Annotated in this window: 10 protein-coding genes; 2 read left to right on the top strand and 8 right to left on the bottom strand. The window is 55.9% G+C overall.

Translation table 11 applies throughout. The annotated features are described in order from the left end of the window. Window positions 1–9: 9 nt before the first annotated feature. The 7 genes from infB to RMS95_RS09500 form a co-directional block, all read right to left on the bottom strand. Entirely contained in the window at window positions 10–2,934 is a 2,925-nt protein-coding gene (infB, locus tag RMS95_RS09530) for a translation initiation factor IF-2 (RefSeq protein WP_310645633.1), read from the bottom strand. 24 nt (window positions 2,935–2,958) lie between these two features. After that, entirely contained in the window at window positions 2,959–4,443 is a 1,485-nt protein-coding gene (gene nusA / locus RMS95_RS09525; RefSeq protein WP_310645631.1) for a transcription termination factor NusA, read from the bottom strand. A gap of 28 nt (window positions 4,444–4,471) precedes the next feature. Continuing rightward, window positions 4,472–5,029, bottom strand: a complete 558-nt coding sequence (gene rimP / locus RMS95_RS09520) for a ribosome maturation factor RimP (protein ID WP_310645629.1) — start codon at window positions 5,027–5,029, stop codon at window positions 4,472–4,474. Window positions 5,030–5,172: 143 nt separating this feature from the next. Then, complete coding sequence (locus tag RMS95_RS09515) at window positions 5,173–6,858, bottom strand: dipeptide ABC transporter ATP-binding protein (protein WP_310645627.1); 1,686 nt, start codon at window positions 6,856–6,858, stop codon at window positions 5,173–5,175. Further along, on the bottom strand, window positions 6,855–7,916 hold the full coding sequence (locus tag RMS95_RS09510; protein ID WP_405023380.1) for an ABC transporter permease: 1,062 nt from the start codon (window positions 7,914–7,916) through the stop codon (window positions 6,855–6,857). The genes RMS95_RS09515 and RMS95_RS09510 overlap by 4 nt, the downstream gene beginning before the upstream one ends. Next, complete coding sequence (locus tag RMS95_RS09505) at window positions 7,882–8,916, bottom strand: ABC transporter permease subunit (protein ID WP_310645623.1); 1,035 nt, start codon at window positions 8,914–8,916, stop codon at window positions 7,882–7,884. The genes RMS95_RS09510 and RMS95_RS09505 overlap by 35 nt, the downstream gene beginning before the upstream one ends. Window position 8,917: 1 nt before the next feature. After that, on the bottom strand, window positions 8,918–10,774 hold the full coding sequence (locus tag RMS95_RS09500) for an extracellular solute-binding protein (RefSeq protein ID WP_310645621.1): 1,857 nt from the start codon (window positions 10,772–10,774) through the stop codon (window positions 8,918–8,920). Between the two features lie 38 nt (window positions 10,775–10,812). Between RMS95_RS09500 and fabI the strand changes: the two genes are divergently transcribed. Both fabI and RMS95_RS09490 read left to right on the top strand, forming a co-directional pair. Beyond that, window positions 10,813–11,625, top strand: coding sequence for an enoyl-ACP reductase FabI (gene fabI / locus RMS95_RS09495; protein WP_310645620.1), 813 nt, complete (start codon window positions 10,813–10,815; stop codon window positions 11,623–11,625). A gap of 77 nt (window positions 11,626–11,702) precedes the next feature. Continuing rightward, complete coding sequence (locus RMS95_RS09490) at window positions 11,703–12,557, top strand: DNA ligase (RefSeq protein ID WP_310645618.1); 855 nt, start codon at window positions 11,703–11,705, stop codon at window positions 12,555–12,557. A 49-nt stretch (window positions 12,558–12,606) separates the two neighbouring features. On the opposite strand, the gene RMS95_RS09485 is transcribed toward RMS95_RS09490, so the two are convergent. Beyond that, window positions 12,607–14,770, bottom strand: a 2,164-nt coding sequence (locus RMS95_RS09485) for an arginine/lysine/ornithine decarboxylase (RefSeq protein ID WP_310645616.1), incomplete at its 5' end; no start/stop codon positions are given.

The raw sequence follows: 14,770 nt of genomic DNA, 5'->3' as shown, positions 1-14,770 counted from the left end.
AATCGCGCTTTACAGCGTACGTGCAACCTCTTTGATTTCGAAGAATTCCAACACGTCGCCTTCGACGATGTCGTTGTAGTTCTTGACGGTCAAACCGCACTCGAAGTTCTCTTTGACTTCTTTGGCGTCGTCTTTGAAACGCTTCAAGCTGTCGAGTTCGCCAGTGAAGATCACCACGTTGTTGCGCAACAAACGCAGCTTGGCCGAACGACGCACCACGCCCGAAGTGACCATACAGCCCGCGATCGCACCAATCTTGCTGACGCGCAGCACTTGGCGAATCTCGGCAGTACCGATGACTTCTTCTTTCTTGTCGGGTGTGAGCATGCCGGACATGGCCGCTTTGAGTTCGTCCACAGCGTCATAAATGATGTTGTAGTAACGAATGTCAACGCCATTGCTCTCGGCCAACTTGCGCGCGCCGGCATCGGCACGGGTGTTGAAACCAATGATCACGGCCTTGGACGCAATCGACAAGTTCACATCGCTCTCGCTGATGCCACCGACTGCGGCGTACACCAACTGAACTTTGACTTCGGCCGTCGACAACTTGAGCAGCGATGCTGCCAAAGCTTCTTGCGAACCTTGCACGTCGGCTTTGACGATGATGGGCAGCAATTTGACTTCGCCAGACGTCATGTCAGAGAACATGTTCTCCAACTTCGACGCTTGTTGCTTGGCCAGCTTGGTGTTACGCACCTTACCCGCACGGTAGGTGGCGATTTCACGGGCACGACGTTCGTCAGACATGACCATGAATTCATCACCGGCTTGTGGCACCTCGGTGAGACCTTGAATCTCCACAGGAATTGAAGGACCTGCAGATTTGATGGCCTTGCCGTTTTCATCCAACATGGCACGCACGCGACCATAGGTTTGACCACCCAAGACCACGTCGCCCACATTGAGCGTACCGGACTGAACCAGCACCGTGGCCACAGGACCGCGACCTTTGTCCAAACGTGCTTCGATCACCAAGCCTTTGGCCATGGCGTCGACAGGCGCTTTGAGTTCAAGCACTTCGGCCTGCAAGAGCACTTGCTCGAGCAACTCATCGATGCCAGCACCGGTTTTGGCCGAGACCAAAACGAAAGGTGAATCGCCACCGAACTCTTCGGGCACGACTTCTTCAGACACCAACTCGCCTTTGACGCGCTCTGGGTTCGCACCTGGTTTGTCAATCTTGTTCACCGCCACCACGATCGGCACACCGGCTGCTTTCGCATGCTTGATGGCTTCCTTGGTTTGAGGCATCACGCCGTCGTCCGCTGCCACCACCAAAATCACGATGTCGGTGGCTTTGGCACCGCGTGCACGCATGGCCGTGAAGGCCTCGTGACCGGGGGTGTCCAAGAACGAAATCATGCCGCGAGGCGTTTCGACGTGGTAAGCACCGATGTGCTGTGTGATGCCGCCGGCTTCGCCCGACGCAACTTTGGCGCGACGGATGTAGTCCAACAACGAGGTTTTACCGTGGTCCACGTGGCCCATGACCGTCACCACGGGGGCGCGTGTCAAGGATTCAGCGTGATGTGCGGATGCTTCTTCTTCCGTGAAGGCTTCAGGATCGTCCAACGCTGCAACCACCGCTTTGTGGCCCAACTCCTCCACCAAAATCATGGCGGTGTCTTGGTCCAAAGGCTGGTTGATCGTGGCCATTTGACCCAGCTTCATCAGCTGTTTGATCACTTCAGAGGCTTTGATCGCCATCTTGTGCGCCAACTCACCCACGGTGATGGTTTCTGGCACGTGAACTTCCAGCACACGTGCTTCTGTTTGCACGGATGCGCTGTGGTCGTCATCGCGACCACCGCGTTCACGACGGCCACGTGGGCCGCCACGCCAGCTGTTACGCCCAACGCCGCCACTGCTGTCACCACGTGTTTTGATGGCTTTCTTCTTGGCTTGGTCGTCAGCCCAGCTGGACGACAACTTCGCGCTCTTCACTTCTTTGTTGCCAGGCGTCGTCGTGGCTGCAGCGGGTGCAGTACCAGGACGTGGCGCAGCACCAGGCGTGCCAGCAGGCTTATGCAAGGTACCTTTGATTGCCGCTTTAGGGTCCACCACAGGCTCGTGCTTTTTAGCAACCAACACCTTTTGAGGGGTGCTCATCATCAAGCGAATGGCTTCGGCTTCGGCCAAGGCTTTGCGACGACGTGAGTCCAAATCTTTGGCGCGTGCGGCATCTTCATCGGCACGTGCTTGGGAAGCGGCAGCGGCTTCTAGGCGTGCCGTTTCAGCGGCCGCAGCTTTGGCTTCCACCAAGGCTTGCGCATCGATTTGGGCTTGCGAAGGTGCAGCGGGTGCGACAGGCGCAGCAGGCTTGGTTTCAGCGTAGACACGGGCGCCCACAACAGGGGGGTTCTCTTTGGCTGCAGCTTTGGCAGCAGCGGCTGCTTTTTCAGCTTGCGCAGCGTCTGCAGCAGCCTTAGCCTCTTCGGCTTTGGCGCGTTCAGCAGCTTCTTGTGCTTCGCGAACACGGCGTTTCTCAGCCAACTCTTCTTCTTGACGACGAATCAGCTCGGCTTGACGACGGGCTTCTTCTTCACGACGTGCCAACTCGGCATGGTCGATCGAAGGGGCCGCAGCTTCTTCAAACACTTCAGGCGCTGAAGGCGTTTCGCTCACGTCATCATCGCGCTTGACGAAGGTGCGTTTCTTGCGCACTTCCACTTGGATGGTGCGGGCTTTGCCTGTGGCATCCGCTTGCTTGATCTCGCTGGTCGATTTTTTGACCAAGGTAATCTTCTTGCGTTCGGCAGACACCGTGCCATGGCTGGCTTGCAAATGGCTCAAGAGCATTTGTTTGTCACCATCGGTCAGCGCATCGCTGGCCGATGATTTCGACACGCCCGCAGCTTTGAGCTGCTCGAGCAAGGTATCGGTAGGTTTTTTAAGTTCGCTGGCAAATTCAGCGACGGTCGTACTTGACATATGTGGTGTTCCTCTCCATGACCGTTACTCTTGACCCGTGAACCAATGTTCACGTGCCTTCAAGATCATGGCCTTGGCCTCTTCTTCGCTCTGACCAGTGATGGCGGTGAGCTCGTCTACGGCCAAATCGGCCAAATCGTCACGGGTATGGACGCCGCCCTCAGCCAACTTGGCAATGAGCTCAACATTCAGGCCCTCAAGGTCGCGCAAATCTTGCGAAACTTCTTCGACACTCTCTTCGCGTGCAATTTCCAGCGTAAGCAGCGCATCCTTGGCACGTGTGCGCAGCTCGTTCACGGTGTCTTCATCGAAACTCTCGATTTCGAGCATCTCTTGCAATGGCACATAGGCCACTTCTTCGAGGTTGGTGAAACCTTCTTCGATCAAGATGTCAGCCACCTCTTGGTCCACGTCCAACTTGGCCATGAACAAAGCACGGATGGTGTGGGTTTCGTCGGCTTGTTTTTGAGCCGATTCAGCCGCATCCATGATGTTGATGCGCCAACCCGTCAATTCAGAAGCCAAACGCACGTTTTGGCCACCACGACCGATGGCGATGGCGAGGTTTTCCTCATCCACTACCACGTCCATGGCGTGCTTTTCTTCGTCCACCACGATGGAGCTGACGTTGGCCGGTGCCAGAGCACCAATCACGAACTGAGCGGGATCTTCACTCCACAACACGATGTCCACACGCTCGCCAGCGAGTTCGGTGGTCACGGCATTCACGCGGGTGCCACGCACGCCAACGCAGGTACCGATGGGGTCCACACGTTTGTCATGAGACACCACGGCGATCTTGGCGCGCGAACCCGCATCACGGGCGCACGATTTGATTTCCAACATGCCTTGCTCAATCTCAGGCACCTCGTGGCGGAACAACTCCACCATGAACTCAGGTGCTGAACGCGACAAGATAATGGGCGCGCCGCGCAAGGTCAAGTCCACTTCCATGATCATGGCGCGCACACGGTCGCCACTGCGGAGGTTCTCTTTGGGGATCATTTCGCTGCGACGCAGACGGCCTTCGATGCGCCCCGACTCGACAATGATGTCGCCCTTGTCCATGCGCTTAACAGTGCCCACGAAAATCTTGTCGCCACGCGACATGAAGTCGTTGAGCAACATCTCGCGCTCTGCATCACGGATTTTTTGCAAAATGACTTGCTTGGCAGCCATCGCGCCAATACGGCCAATTGGCAACGACTCAATGGATTCTTCGATGTACTCGCCTTCTTCGGCTTCAGGCACGCGCTCACGCGCGTCCATCAACATCTCTTCGGCTTCTGGGTTTTGCAAACCCGCCTCATCGGGCACCACCAACCAGCGGCGGAAAGTTTCGTAGTCACCGGTATCGCGATCCATGGCCACGCGAATGTCCACTTCACCTTCGTACAACTTCTTGGTGGCTTGTGCCAAGGCAGACTCAACTGCACCAAACACCACATCGCGCTCGACGTTTTTCTCGCGCGAGATGGCTTCAACCAACATCAACATTTCGCGGTTCATGACGACTACTCCTTCTCAAGACCAAAATTCAACGGGGCTGTCTGCCCTTGAAATCCACAATCGGGGCCAGACGTGCTTCGCGCAACTCATCCAGCGTGAAACCCAGTGCATGCAGCGGGGTTTCGGCTCTTTTTTTACTGATTTTTTGACCTGGCTTGGCATTCACAGCATCACGCCATGTAATTTGCCAACCTTGGCCGTCTTCGGTGCGCTCAAGGACACCTCGGAATTTTTTACGATTGGCAGACACCTGCCCTGCAGCGGCCACACCCATTGGCACTTTGAGCGTGACATCAATCTCTTCACCCACGAAACGCTCGAAGTCGGCCAAATGGCGCAAAGGACGGTCAATACCGGGCGAGGACACCTCGAGCCGCTTGTAATCAGCGCCATCCACTTCAAGTGCGAATTGCAGCTGGCGTGTCACGCGCTCACAATCTTCCACGTTGATCATCTGCGCGGGCGCATCTGGCTGCCACGGCCAGTCGATGGTGATGCGCAAAAGCCCACCGGCTGAGCGTTCAATCTCAACCAGGTCGTAACCTAAGCCGGTCACGGTTTGTTCTACTGTTTGCTGCAAGCTCACGTCGACAAAAAGCCTTCAAAAGGTGGGGGTCAAAAAACGATCGACCAAAAAAAACGGGCGGTAATTACCCGCCCGTTTGGTCGTGAAGCTGCGATTGTAGCGTCTAAATGCTTGATTCTCAAGGGTTTAGCTGATTTTCTCTTTCACGCGCTCACCAAAAGTTGGGTATACGACTCCCGAGGGGCTTGCAAGATTTGATCCACGGGGCCCGCCTCGACCACATGGCCGGATTGCATGACCATCACCTGGTGCGCCATGGCTCGAATCACGGCGACATCGTGGGTAATCAAAAAGTAACTCAACCCTCGTTGTTTTTGCAGTTGCTGCAACAGTTGCAGCACTTGCTTTTGGGTGGTGACATCCAAGGCACTGGTGGGCTCATCGAGCACCAGAATTTGCGGCTGAACCACCAAGGCGCGTGCAATGGCCAAACGTTGACGCTGACCGCCTGAAAACTCGTGGGGATAACGCTGCAACAAGCCGCTAAATTCAGATTTGGTCAATCCAACATCCGACAGCGCAAATAAGACGCGACGCAAACGGCCCAAAGCATCCAGCTCAGGAAAATGCAGCGCCAAGCCTTCAGACACCAATTCCTGAACCGTCATGCGCGGCGACAGTGACGAAAATGGATCTTGGAACACCACCTGCACCCGACGCCTCAGATTCAAATCAGCGACCGAGCGTCCAGACCAGGACTGCCCATTTAGGCTCAAATGCCCTTGGCTTGGGATGAGCCCCAAAACCGCCAGTGCCAAGCTGGACTTGCCCGACCCTGACTCGCCCATCACCCCCAAGGTCTGACCGGCGGACAAGGCAAAGTCAGCCCCTTGCACCGCCACAAACTCCCCACGCCCGAACCAGCCACGCCACCCCGCACGAGGAACGGGGTAGCTCACACGCAAGCCCTGTGCTTGCATCACCACAGGCGCGTCGCTGAGTTGGGCAGGCACATCACGCATGGGCTGGCTGTTCAATAGTTTTTGGGTGTAAGGATGCTCAGGCTTATCGAGAACGGCCGCTGTCGCCCCCTCTTCCACCACCAAGCCACGCTCCATCACCAAGACACGGTCGGCAAAACGGCGAACAGCCGTCAAATCGTGCGAAATCAGCAGCACCGCCATGCCGTAGCGCTGTTGCAAACTGTCCAACAAATCCAAAATTTGCCCACGCAAGGTCACATCCAGTGCCGTGGTCGGCTCATCAGCGACCAACAAACGGGGTCGGCATGCCAGCGCCATGGCAATCAGCACACGCTGACGCTGACCACCGGAGAGCTGGTGCGGATAGGCCAACGCACGCCGCGCAGGTTCGGGAATTCCTGTTTGATCCAACAAAACCAACACCTCTTGCCAAGCCTGCGCACGTCGCATGCCACGCTTGACTTGCAAAACCTCGGCAATTTGGTCCCCCACCGTGAACAGGGGGTTGAGAGCGGTCATCGGCTCTTGAAACACATACGCGATGTCTTGCCCGCGGATGGGCACCAGTTCACGCTCGGAGAGTTTGACCAAGTCGAGAATTTGAGGGGCAAAGCGCTCTGGCGCTGGATGGTCTGAAGCGTGGACAGAGGCGCTGTCGGAAACGTTTTCGGAACTGATGGGCAATGCGTCAAAGGCATCTTGTTCTGTCCACAAACAGCGTCCCGAGAGTTGGGCACCTTCCACGAGTTTGACCAAACTCAAAGCCATGACACTTTTGCCCGACCCCGACTCGCCCACCAGTGCCAATTTCTCGCCCAACTTGAGGCTGAAACTGACGCCTCGCACCACATCGTTCGCACCGAAACGCACATGCAGGTCACGCACTTGAAGCAATGGCAAATTCATGCGTTGGCCTTTCGAGGATCAAGCGCATCGCGCAAAGCATCGCCCATGAAGGTCAGCAACATCAGGGTGACGACCAAGACCGCAAACGTGGACAAGGAAATCCACCACGCATCGATGTTGTTTTTACCTTGCGCCAACAACTCGCCCAAGCTGGGCGTGCCCGGCGGTACGCCCAAGCCTAAAAAGTCGAGCGACGTCAACGCCAAAATCGCACCGCTCATGCGAAACGGCAAAAAGGTCACGACAGGCGTCAGACTGTTGGGCAACACATGACGCCAAATAATTTGCGTGTTTGACAAACCCAAGGCACGCGCGGCGCGCACGTAGTCCAGTTGGCGATTGCGTAAGAACTCGGCGCGGACATAGTCGGACAAGCCCATCCAGCCGAACAATCCCAACAAAACCAACAACAAGGTCACGCTCGGGTCGAACACGGCGCTGAAGATGATGAGCAAATACAACTCAGGCATGGCGCTCCAGACCTCGATGAAACGCTGCATCGCCAAATCGGTTTTGCCACCAAAAAAGCCTTGTAAAGCCCCCGTCAACACCCCAATCACGGTGCCAAACACGGTCAACGCCAAGGCAAACAGCACCGACAAGCGAAAGCCATACAGCAAGCGGGCGACCACATCGCGACCCCTGTCGTCCGTGCCTAACCAGTTGTCCGACGACGGCGGCGCAGGATTGGGCTGCTTGGCAAAGTAATTCAGCGTGCTGTGGTGGTAAGGGTTCGGCGGGTACAAGGCCCAATTGCCAGGTTGCTCAAACTGGGCTTGAATGAAGGGGTCTAAAAAGTCAGTGGGGCTGTCAAAATCGCCACCAAACGTGGTTTCGGGCAAGTTTTGAACAATGGGCGCGTACCAGTGCCCTTGATAGCGGGCCACCAAAGGCTTGTCGTTGGACAGCACTTCCGCCAACAGGCTCAAGGCGAACAACGCAACAAACAGCACCAAGCTGCAAAACCCTAGACGGTTGGCGCGAAAGCGTTGCCACGCGCGCCTGCCGGGCGATACAGAGTGTTCAGTCGAATTTGACACGCGGGTCCACCCAGACATAACAAAGATCGCTGATGAGTTTGGTGACCAAGCCAATCAGCGTGAACAAATACAAGGTTCCTAAGACGACCGGATAGTCGCGTCGCATCACGCTCTCGAAGCTCAAGAGCCCCAGACCATCCAAGGAAAACAAAGTTTCAATCAGCAGCGAGCCGGTGAAAAACGCACCGATGAAGGCACTGGGAAACCCAGTCACCAAAGGGATCAGTGCGTTGCGAAACACATGACGCCACAACACGCGGCGCTGAGACAGGCCTTTGGCCCGTGCCGTCAACACATACTGCTTGCGAATTTCTTCCAACATCGCATTTTTAGTGAGCATGGTGGTGACTGCAAAAGCCCCCATGACGCTGGCGGTGATGGGCAACACGATGTGCCACAGGTAATCGACGATGCGAGCGCCCCAACTCAGCTGAGACCAGTTGGCCGACGTCAAACCGCGCAAAGGAAACCACTGCAACTGACCGCCAAAGACCACCAACAACGCCACACCGAGCACAAAACCAGGAATGGCATAGCCCGTCAACACCACCAAACTTGTCAAGGTGTCAAACCGTGAGCCTGAGCGCACCGCTTTGGCCACGCCCAAGGGCACAGAAATGAGGTAACTCAAAAAGAAGGTCCACAACCCCAAGCTGATGGAGACCGGTAACTTCTCCTGCACCAAGGTCCACACGTCTTTGGGGTAGTAAAAGCTCTTGCCCAAATCGAAACGGGCAAATTGTTGAAGCATTTGCCAAAAGCGCTCGGGCGCTGGTTTGTCAAAGCCATAAAGCTGCTTAATTTCTTCAATGCGTGCGGCATCGACACCTTGGCGACCTCGATAACCCGCACCACCCGCCGCAGCCCCTTCGCCGCCACTGTCGCGTCCTTGCAATTGAGACACCATTTGTTCAACGGGCCCACCAGGCACAAACTGAATGACGGCAAAGGTCAGCGACAGCACCCCCAACAAGGTCGGCACCATCAGCAGCAAGCGCTTGAAAATATAGGCCATCATCTCAATGCTCCGCCCGTCGAGCATCGGCTAACGCGGCGCGATTTTCCAAAGTGGCCGACCACGTGGACGTGACCCAACTCTCGGGTTGGTAAAAGCGCGGTGTGATGGCCGGTTGTTCAAACTTGCCTCTGCGCCAAGACACGCGGTGCACACCGCCATACCAATGTGGCACTGTGTAATGTGCGTGGCGCAGAACGCGATCCAGCGCACGGGCTGCAGAAATAAGCTGTGGACGCGTTCTCGCCGCGGTGACATGGCCCAACAAATCGTCCACCGCCGGATCGCGCACGCCGATGAAGTTACCCGAGCCCTCGGTCGCAGCCGCTTGTGAACCAAAACGCTCCAACAATTCGGTGCCCGGTGACTCACTGCCCACATTGCGGTTGCTGATGATCTCGAAATCAAACACATCAAGTCGCTTTTGAAGCACCGCAAAGTCGATCACTTTGTAATTCACCACAAAGCCCAGTTTTTCGAGGTTTTTGGCAAACGGCGTCACTACGCGGCCCATGGCACCTGAGTTGTCTAAGAACTCCAAATTGAATGCCTCGCCTGCCGCATTGCGCAAAGCACCGTCACGGTAAGTCCACCCCGCATCGGCCAACAAGGCCTTGGCTTGACGCAAGTGGTCACGCAGCGTTTCGCCAGACTTGGGATCTAGCTTGGTGTACGGAGGCAGAGGCACAGGCTGGCTGAAGACTTGAGGCGACAGCTTGCTGCGCAACGGCTCTAGCAGCGCCAACTCTGCCGCGTCGGGCAAGCCCTTGGCTTCAAAGTCGCTGGCGACAAAATAGCCGCGCACGCGCTGGTAGGCGTTGTAGAACAGCTGTCGGTTCATCCACTCGAAGTCCATAGCCAAGCCGATGGCTTGACGCACGCGCACATCTTGAAATTTGGGCAATCGGGTGTTGAACAAAAACCCTTGAAAATCCCCAGCGTTGCCATGCTTGAGCTCCCGTTTGATCAATTGGCCGTTATCAAAAGATTTGCCCGCGTAGCCGCGCGCCCATTCGCGTGCAATAAACGACTGAATGAAGTCAAACTCGCCAGCTTTGAAACCTTCGAGTTGCGCCGTGTTGTCTTTGTAGAGCCGGTAGGTGATGCGGTCAAAGTTGAACATGCCTTGACGCACGTTCAGGTCTTTGGCCCAGTAATGTGGGTCGCGCTCGTAACTGATGTCTCGGCCAAACGCCACATGGCCAATTTTGTAAGGCCCGCTGCCAATGGGTGCCTCTGTCACGATTTGATCGAAGGGTTGACGCACCCCGTCCTTGACACCCCACGCGCGGCTGAAGACGGGCATGCCGCCCACAATCAGTGGCAGCTCAGGGTTGGCACTTTTGAAGTCGAAGCGAACCGTGCGCGCGTTGACCACGACCACCCCTGTCACATCGGCATAGAGGGTCCGAAATTGTGGGGCGGCCTGTTTGCTGGTGAGTGTTTCAAAGCTGTGTTTCACATCGTCAGCCGCGACCACATCGCCATTGCTGAAACGCGCTTGGGGGCGCAAGCGAAATTGCACCGAACGCCGATCAGCCGCCACACTCACATCTTCAGCCAGCAAACCATAGGCTGTCGCGGGCTCATCCATGGTGCCGGTCAGCAGCGACTCCAACAGCAGACTGCCCAAACCTGGGGCGGCATTGCCTTTGAGGGTAAATGGGTTGTATTTGTCAAAACTCGACAAGCGCGACGGAGGCACCAGCACCAACTCGCCCCCTTTTGCGGCCAAAGGATTGACGTAATCAAAGTTTTTGAACTGAGGCGGATATTTGATGTCCCCAAATTGGGCGTACGCATGGGCTGCCCACGAGGGAGACACGCAAAAGATCGCCAACAAAAACGCCAAGAATCGCATGCGACAATTCTGCAAGATTTTTTTGGAGCGATTCATCCATGAGTACAAAAACAGGTTTTCTTTCTGGCAAAAAATTGTTGATCACTGGCGTGCTGTCTAACCGCTCGATCGCTTACGGTATCGCCAAAGCGTGCCACGATCAAGGCGCCGAATTGGCATTCAGCTACGTGGGTGAGCGTTTCAAAGATCGCATCACCGAATTTGCGGCTGACTTCGACTCTAAGCTGATTTTTGACTGCGATGTGGGCAACGACGCACAAATCGAACAACTGTTCAAAGATTTGTCGGCCCATTGGCCCACGTTTGATGGCTTCGTGCACAGCATTGGCTACGCGCCCCGCGAAGCCATTGCCGGTGACTTCTTGGATGGTCTGTCGCGCGAAGCGTTCCAGATCGCACACGACATCAGCGCCTACAGCTTTCCAGCCATGGCCAAAGCCGCCCTGCCTTACTTGAACTACAACGCAGCCGTGCTGACCCTGTCGTACTTGGGCGCCATCCGTACCGTGCCCAACTACAACACCATGGGTTTGGCCAAAGCATCGCTGGAAGCGTCGGTGCGTTACTTGGCCGAGTCACTGGGTGCGCGCGGTCGCAACTTGCGCGCCAACGGCATCAGCGCGGGTCCGATCAAAACCTTGGCGGCCAGCGGCATCAAAGGCTTTGGCAAGATTTTGAGCGTGGTGGCAGAGGCATCGCCCATTCGCCGCAACGTGACCATCACCGATGTGGGCAACGTGGCTGCGTTCTTGATGAGCGACTTGGCCGCCGGTGTGACCGCTGAAATTACCTATGTTGACGGCGGATTTAGCCAAGTTGTAGGTGGCATTGCCGAACCGGCTGGCGAGTAAGCTGGCGCAAAAGCCACACGGGTGTGGCTTTGTGATCGACTCGCGCATGCGTTCATGCGCGCCAAGGAGAAGCCAGCATGCAACGCCGCCCTTTGCTTTCCCTCTTCTCCTTGGCTTTTCTCTGGCGCTCTTGCGCCTATGCCGCAACGCCGCCCGCCTTATGGCTGGCAAACACCTACCAAGCCAACGCCGACTTACGCAATTTTTGGGTAAGCGAGAAATTCGATGGCGTGCGCGGCTACTGGGATGGGCAGCAATTGCTCACCCGAGGCGGCACTGTGTTACAACCGCCCGCATGGTTCACCCAAGGCTGGCCTAACACACCGTTTGAGGGTGAGTTATGGGCGGGGCGCGGCCAATTCACCACCGCTGTCTCTGTGATTCAACACATCCATGCGGTGGACGCTGATTGGCAAAAACTGCGCTTCATGGTGTTTGATTTACCCACACACACAGGCACATTCACCGCACGCATACAAGCCTACACAAGCTTGGTGACATCACTGGGCTTGGCGTGGGTCGAAGCGGTTGCTCAAACACAAGTGGCCTCGCCCACCGCGCTCAAACAACTCCTGAATGACAAAGTCAGCGCGGGGGCCGAAGGTTTGATGCTGCACCGCGCCAATGCCACCTACAAATCAGGTCGAAGCAGCGATCAACTCAAATTCAAAATCCATGACGATGCAGAAGCCCGCGTGATCGCACACTTGGCAGGAACGGGGCAATATGCAGGACAAACGGGCGCCTTGCTGGTCGAGACAGCACAAGGCAAACGGTTAAAGTTAGGCACGGGGTTGCGTGCCCAAGACCGTCAAGCCCCCCCCGCCATTGGGGAATGGGTCACGTACCGGTATCGGGGACTCACCGACAAAGGCCTGCCACGCTTTGCAAGCTTTCTGCGAATTCAACCAGACCTAGAAAAACGGCCTTGAAAATTCAAGGCCGCTAGGGTCATACGAGAAACAAGACTGAAGGAGAACCTCAGCCTTTGACGCAATCGGCAAAGTAAGACTTCTTGCCGTCCATGCCTACCACTTCCACCAAACCGTGGATGTCGGTTTCAAACCCAGGGCACTGCAAGTTGAATTCGCGGGCGAACTTCAAATAGTCCACGATTTTCTTGTTGAAGACTTCGCCGGGAATCAACAATGGAATACCGGGTGGGTATGGCGTGACCAAGCTCGTGGTGATGCGGCCTTCCAAGTCGTCAATCGCCACACGCTCTGTGTTGCGATGCGCAATTTGTGCATACGCATCGCTGGGCTTCATCGAGGGTGTGAGGTCACTCAAGTACATCTCGGTGGTCAAGCGTGCAATGTCGTACTTGGCGTACAGCGTGTGAACGTGTTGGCACAAGTCGCGCAAGCCCATGCGCTCGTAAGCGCGGTGCTTTTGACAGAACTCGGGCAAGATGCGCCACATCGGTTGGTTGCGGTCGTAATCGTCTTTGAATTGCTGCAAAGCCGTCAACAACGAGTTCCAACGGCCCTTGGTGATGCCGATGGTGAACATGATGAAGAAGCTGTAAAGCCCCGTTTTCTCGACAATCACGCCATGCTCCGCCAAAAACTTGGTCACGATGCTGGCAGGGATACCCGACTTGTCGAACTTACCGTCCAAGTCCATACCTGGCGTCACGATGGTCGCCTTGATCGGGTCGAGCATGTTGAAGCCATCGGCCAAGTTACCAAAGCCGTGCCACTTGGATGACTCGCCTTGGCCTTTGATGATCCAGCTTTCGGCGCGACCGATGCCGTCGTCGACCAACTCATCGGGGCCCCACACTTTGAACCACCAGTCTTGGCCGTACTCGTCATCCACTTTGCGCATGGCACGACGAAAATCGAGGGCTTCGGCGATGCTTTCTTCCACCAAGGCGGTGCCGCCTGGCGGCTCCATCATGGCGGCGGCCACGTCACAGCTGGCAATGATGCTGTATTGGGGGCTGGTGCTGGTGTGCATCAAATACGCTTCGTTGAACAGATGGCGGTCCAACTTGGTTTGTTGCGAGTCTTGCACCAAAACGTGACTGGCTTGGCTGATGCCGGCCAACAACTTGTGAATCGACTGCGTGGCGTAAACGACCGAATGCATCGGACGCTCACGCTTTTTACCCATGGCGTGGTAAGTGCCATAAAACGGGTTGAAGGCCGCATGGGGCAACCAAGCTTCATCAAAGTGCAGGTTGGCAACGTAGCCATCCAACATCTTTTTGATCGTTTCAGTGTTGTACAAAACGCCGTCGTAGGTGGATTGTGTCAACGTCAGAACACGGGGCTTGACGGTCTTGGCGTCCACGCCTTTGAGCAAAGGGTTGGCTGCGATCTTGGCCTGAATTGCCTCAGGTTCAAATTCACTTTGCGGGATCGGACCGATGATGCCGTAGTGGTTGCGCGTCGGCTTCAAAAACACAGGCACCGCACCCGTCATGATGATGGCGTGCAACACCGACTTGTGACAGTTGCGGTCCACGACCACCACATCATCAGGGGCCACCGTGTGGTGCCACACAATTTTGTTTGAGGTGCTCGTGCCATTGGTGACAAAGAAGCAATGGTCGGCATTGAAAATACGCGCGGCGTTGCGCTCGCTCTCGCCAATCGCGCCGTTGTGATCCAACAACTGACCTAACTCTTCCACCGCGTTACACACGTCTGCACGCAACATGTTTTCGCCGTAAAACTGGTGGTACATCTGACCCACAGGGCTTTTCAAAAACGCCACGCCACCCGAGTGGCCGGGGCAATGCCACGAGTACGAACCGTCTTCAGCGTAATCGAGCAAGGCTTTGAAAAACGGTGGTTGCACGCTTTCCAAATAGCTCTTGGCTTCACGGATGATGTGACGCGCCACAAACTCAGGCGTATCCTCAAACATATGGATGAAACCATGCAACTCGCGCAAGATGTCGTTAGGCAAATGGCGCGATGTTTTGGTTTCGCCGTACACATAAATCGGCACGTCCGCGTTCTTACGGCGCACTTCTTCGATGAAGTTACGCAGGTTCAAAACGGCAGGGTCAAGATCAGGGCCTGGTGTGAACTCTTCATCGTCAATCGACAAGATGAATGCACTGGCTCGAGACTGCTGTTGTGCAAACTGGCTCAAGTCGCCATAGCTCGTCGCGCCCATGACCTCGTAGCCT

This window comes from Limnohabitans sp., from assembly GCF_031539175.1.
In the GTDB taxonomy this organism is placed as follows: domain Bacteria; phylum Pseudomonadota; class Gammaproteobacteria; order Burkholderiales; family Burkholderiaceae_C; genus Limnohabitans.
This window is presented reverse-complemented; position numbering and strand designations above follow the sequence as displayed.

Coding starts and splice junctions, on each gene's coding strand:
- infB (WP_310645633.1), bottom strand. CDS start 2,934: ATGTCAAGTACGACCGTCGCTGAATTTGCCAGCGAACTTAAAAAACCT.
- nusA (WP_310645631.1), bottom strand. CDS start 4,443: ATGAACCGCGAAATGTTGATGTTGGTTGAAGCCATCTCGCGCGAGAAA.
- RMS95_RS09515 (WP_310645627.1), bottom strand. CDS start 6,858: ATGAATTTGCCATTGCTTCAAGTGCGTGACCTGCATGTGCGTTTCGGT.
- RMS95_RS09510 (WP_405023380.1), bottom strand. CDS start 7,916: ATGTCTGGGTGGACCCGCGTGTCAAATTCGACTGAACACTCTGTATCG.
- RMS95_RS09505 (WP_310645623.1), bottom strand. CDS start 8,916: ATGATGGCCTATATTTTCAAGCGCTTGCTGCTGATGGTGCCGACCTTG.
- RMS95_RS09500 (WP_310645621.1), bottom strand. CDS start 10,774: ATGCGATTCTTGGCGTTTTTGTTGGCGATCTTTTGCGTGTCTCCCTCG.
- fabI (WP_310645620.1), top strand. CDS start 10,813: ATGAGTACAAAAACAGGTTTTCTTTCTGGCAAAAAATTGTTGATCACT.
- RMS95_RS09490 (WP_310645618.1), top strand. CDS start 11,703: ATGCAACGCCGCCCTTTGCTTTCCCTCTTCTCCTTGGCTTTTCTCTGG.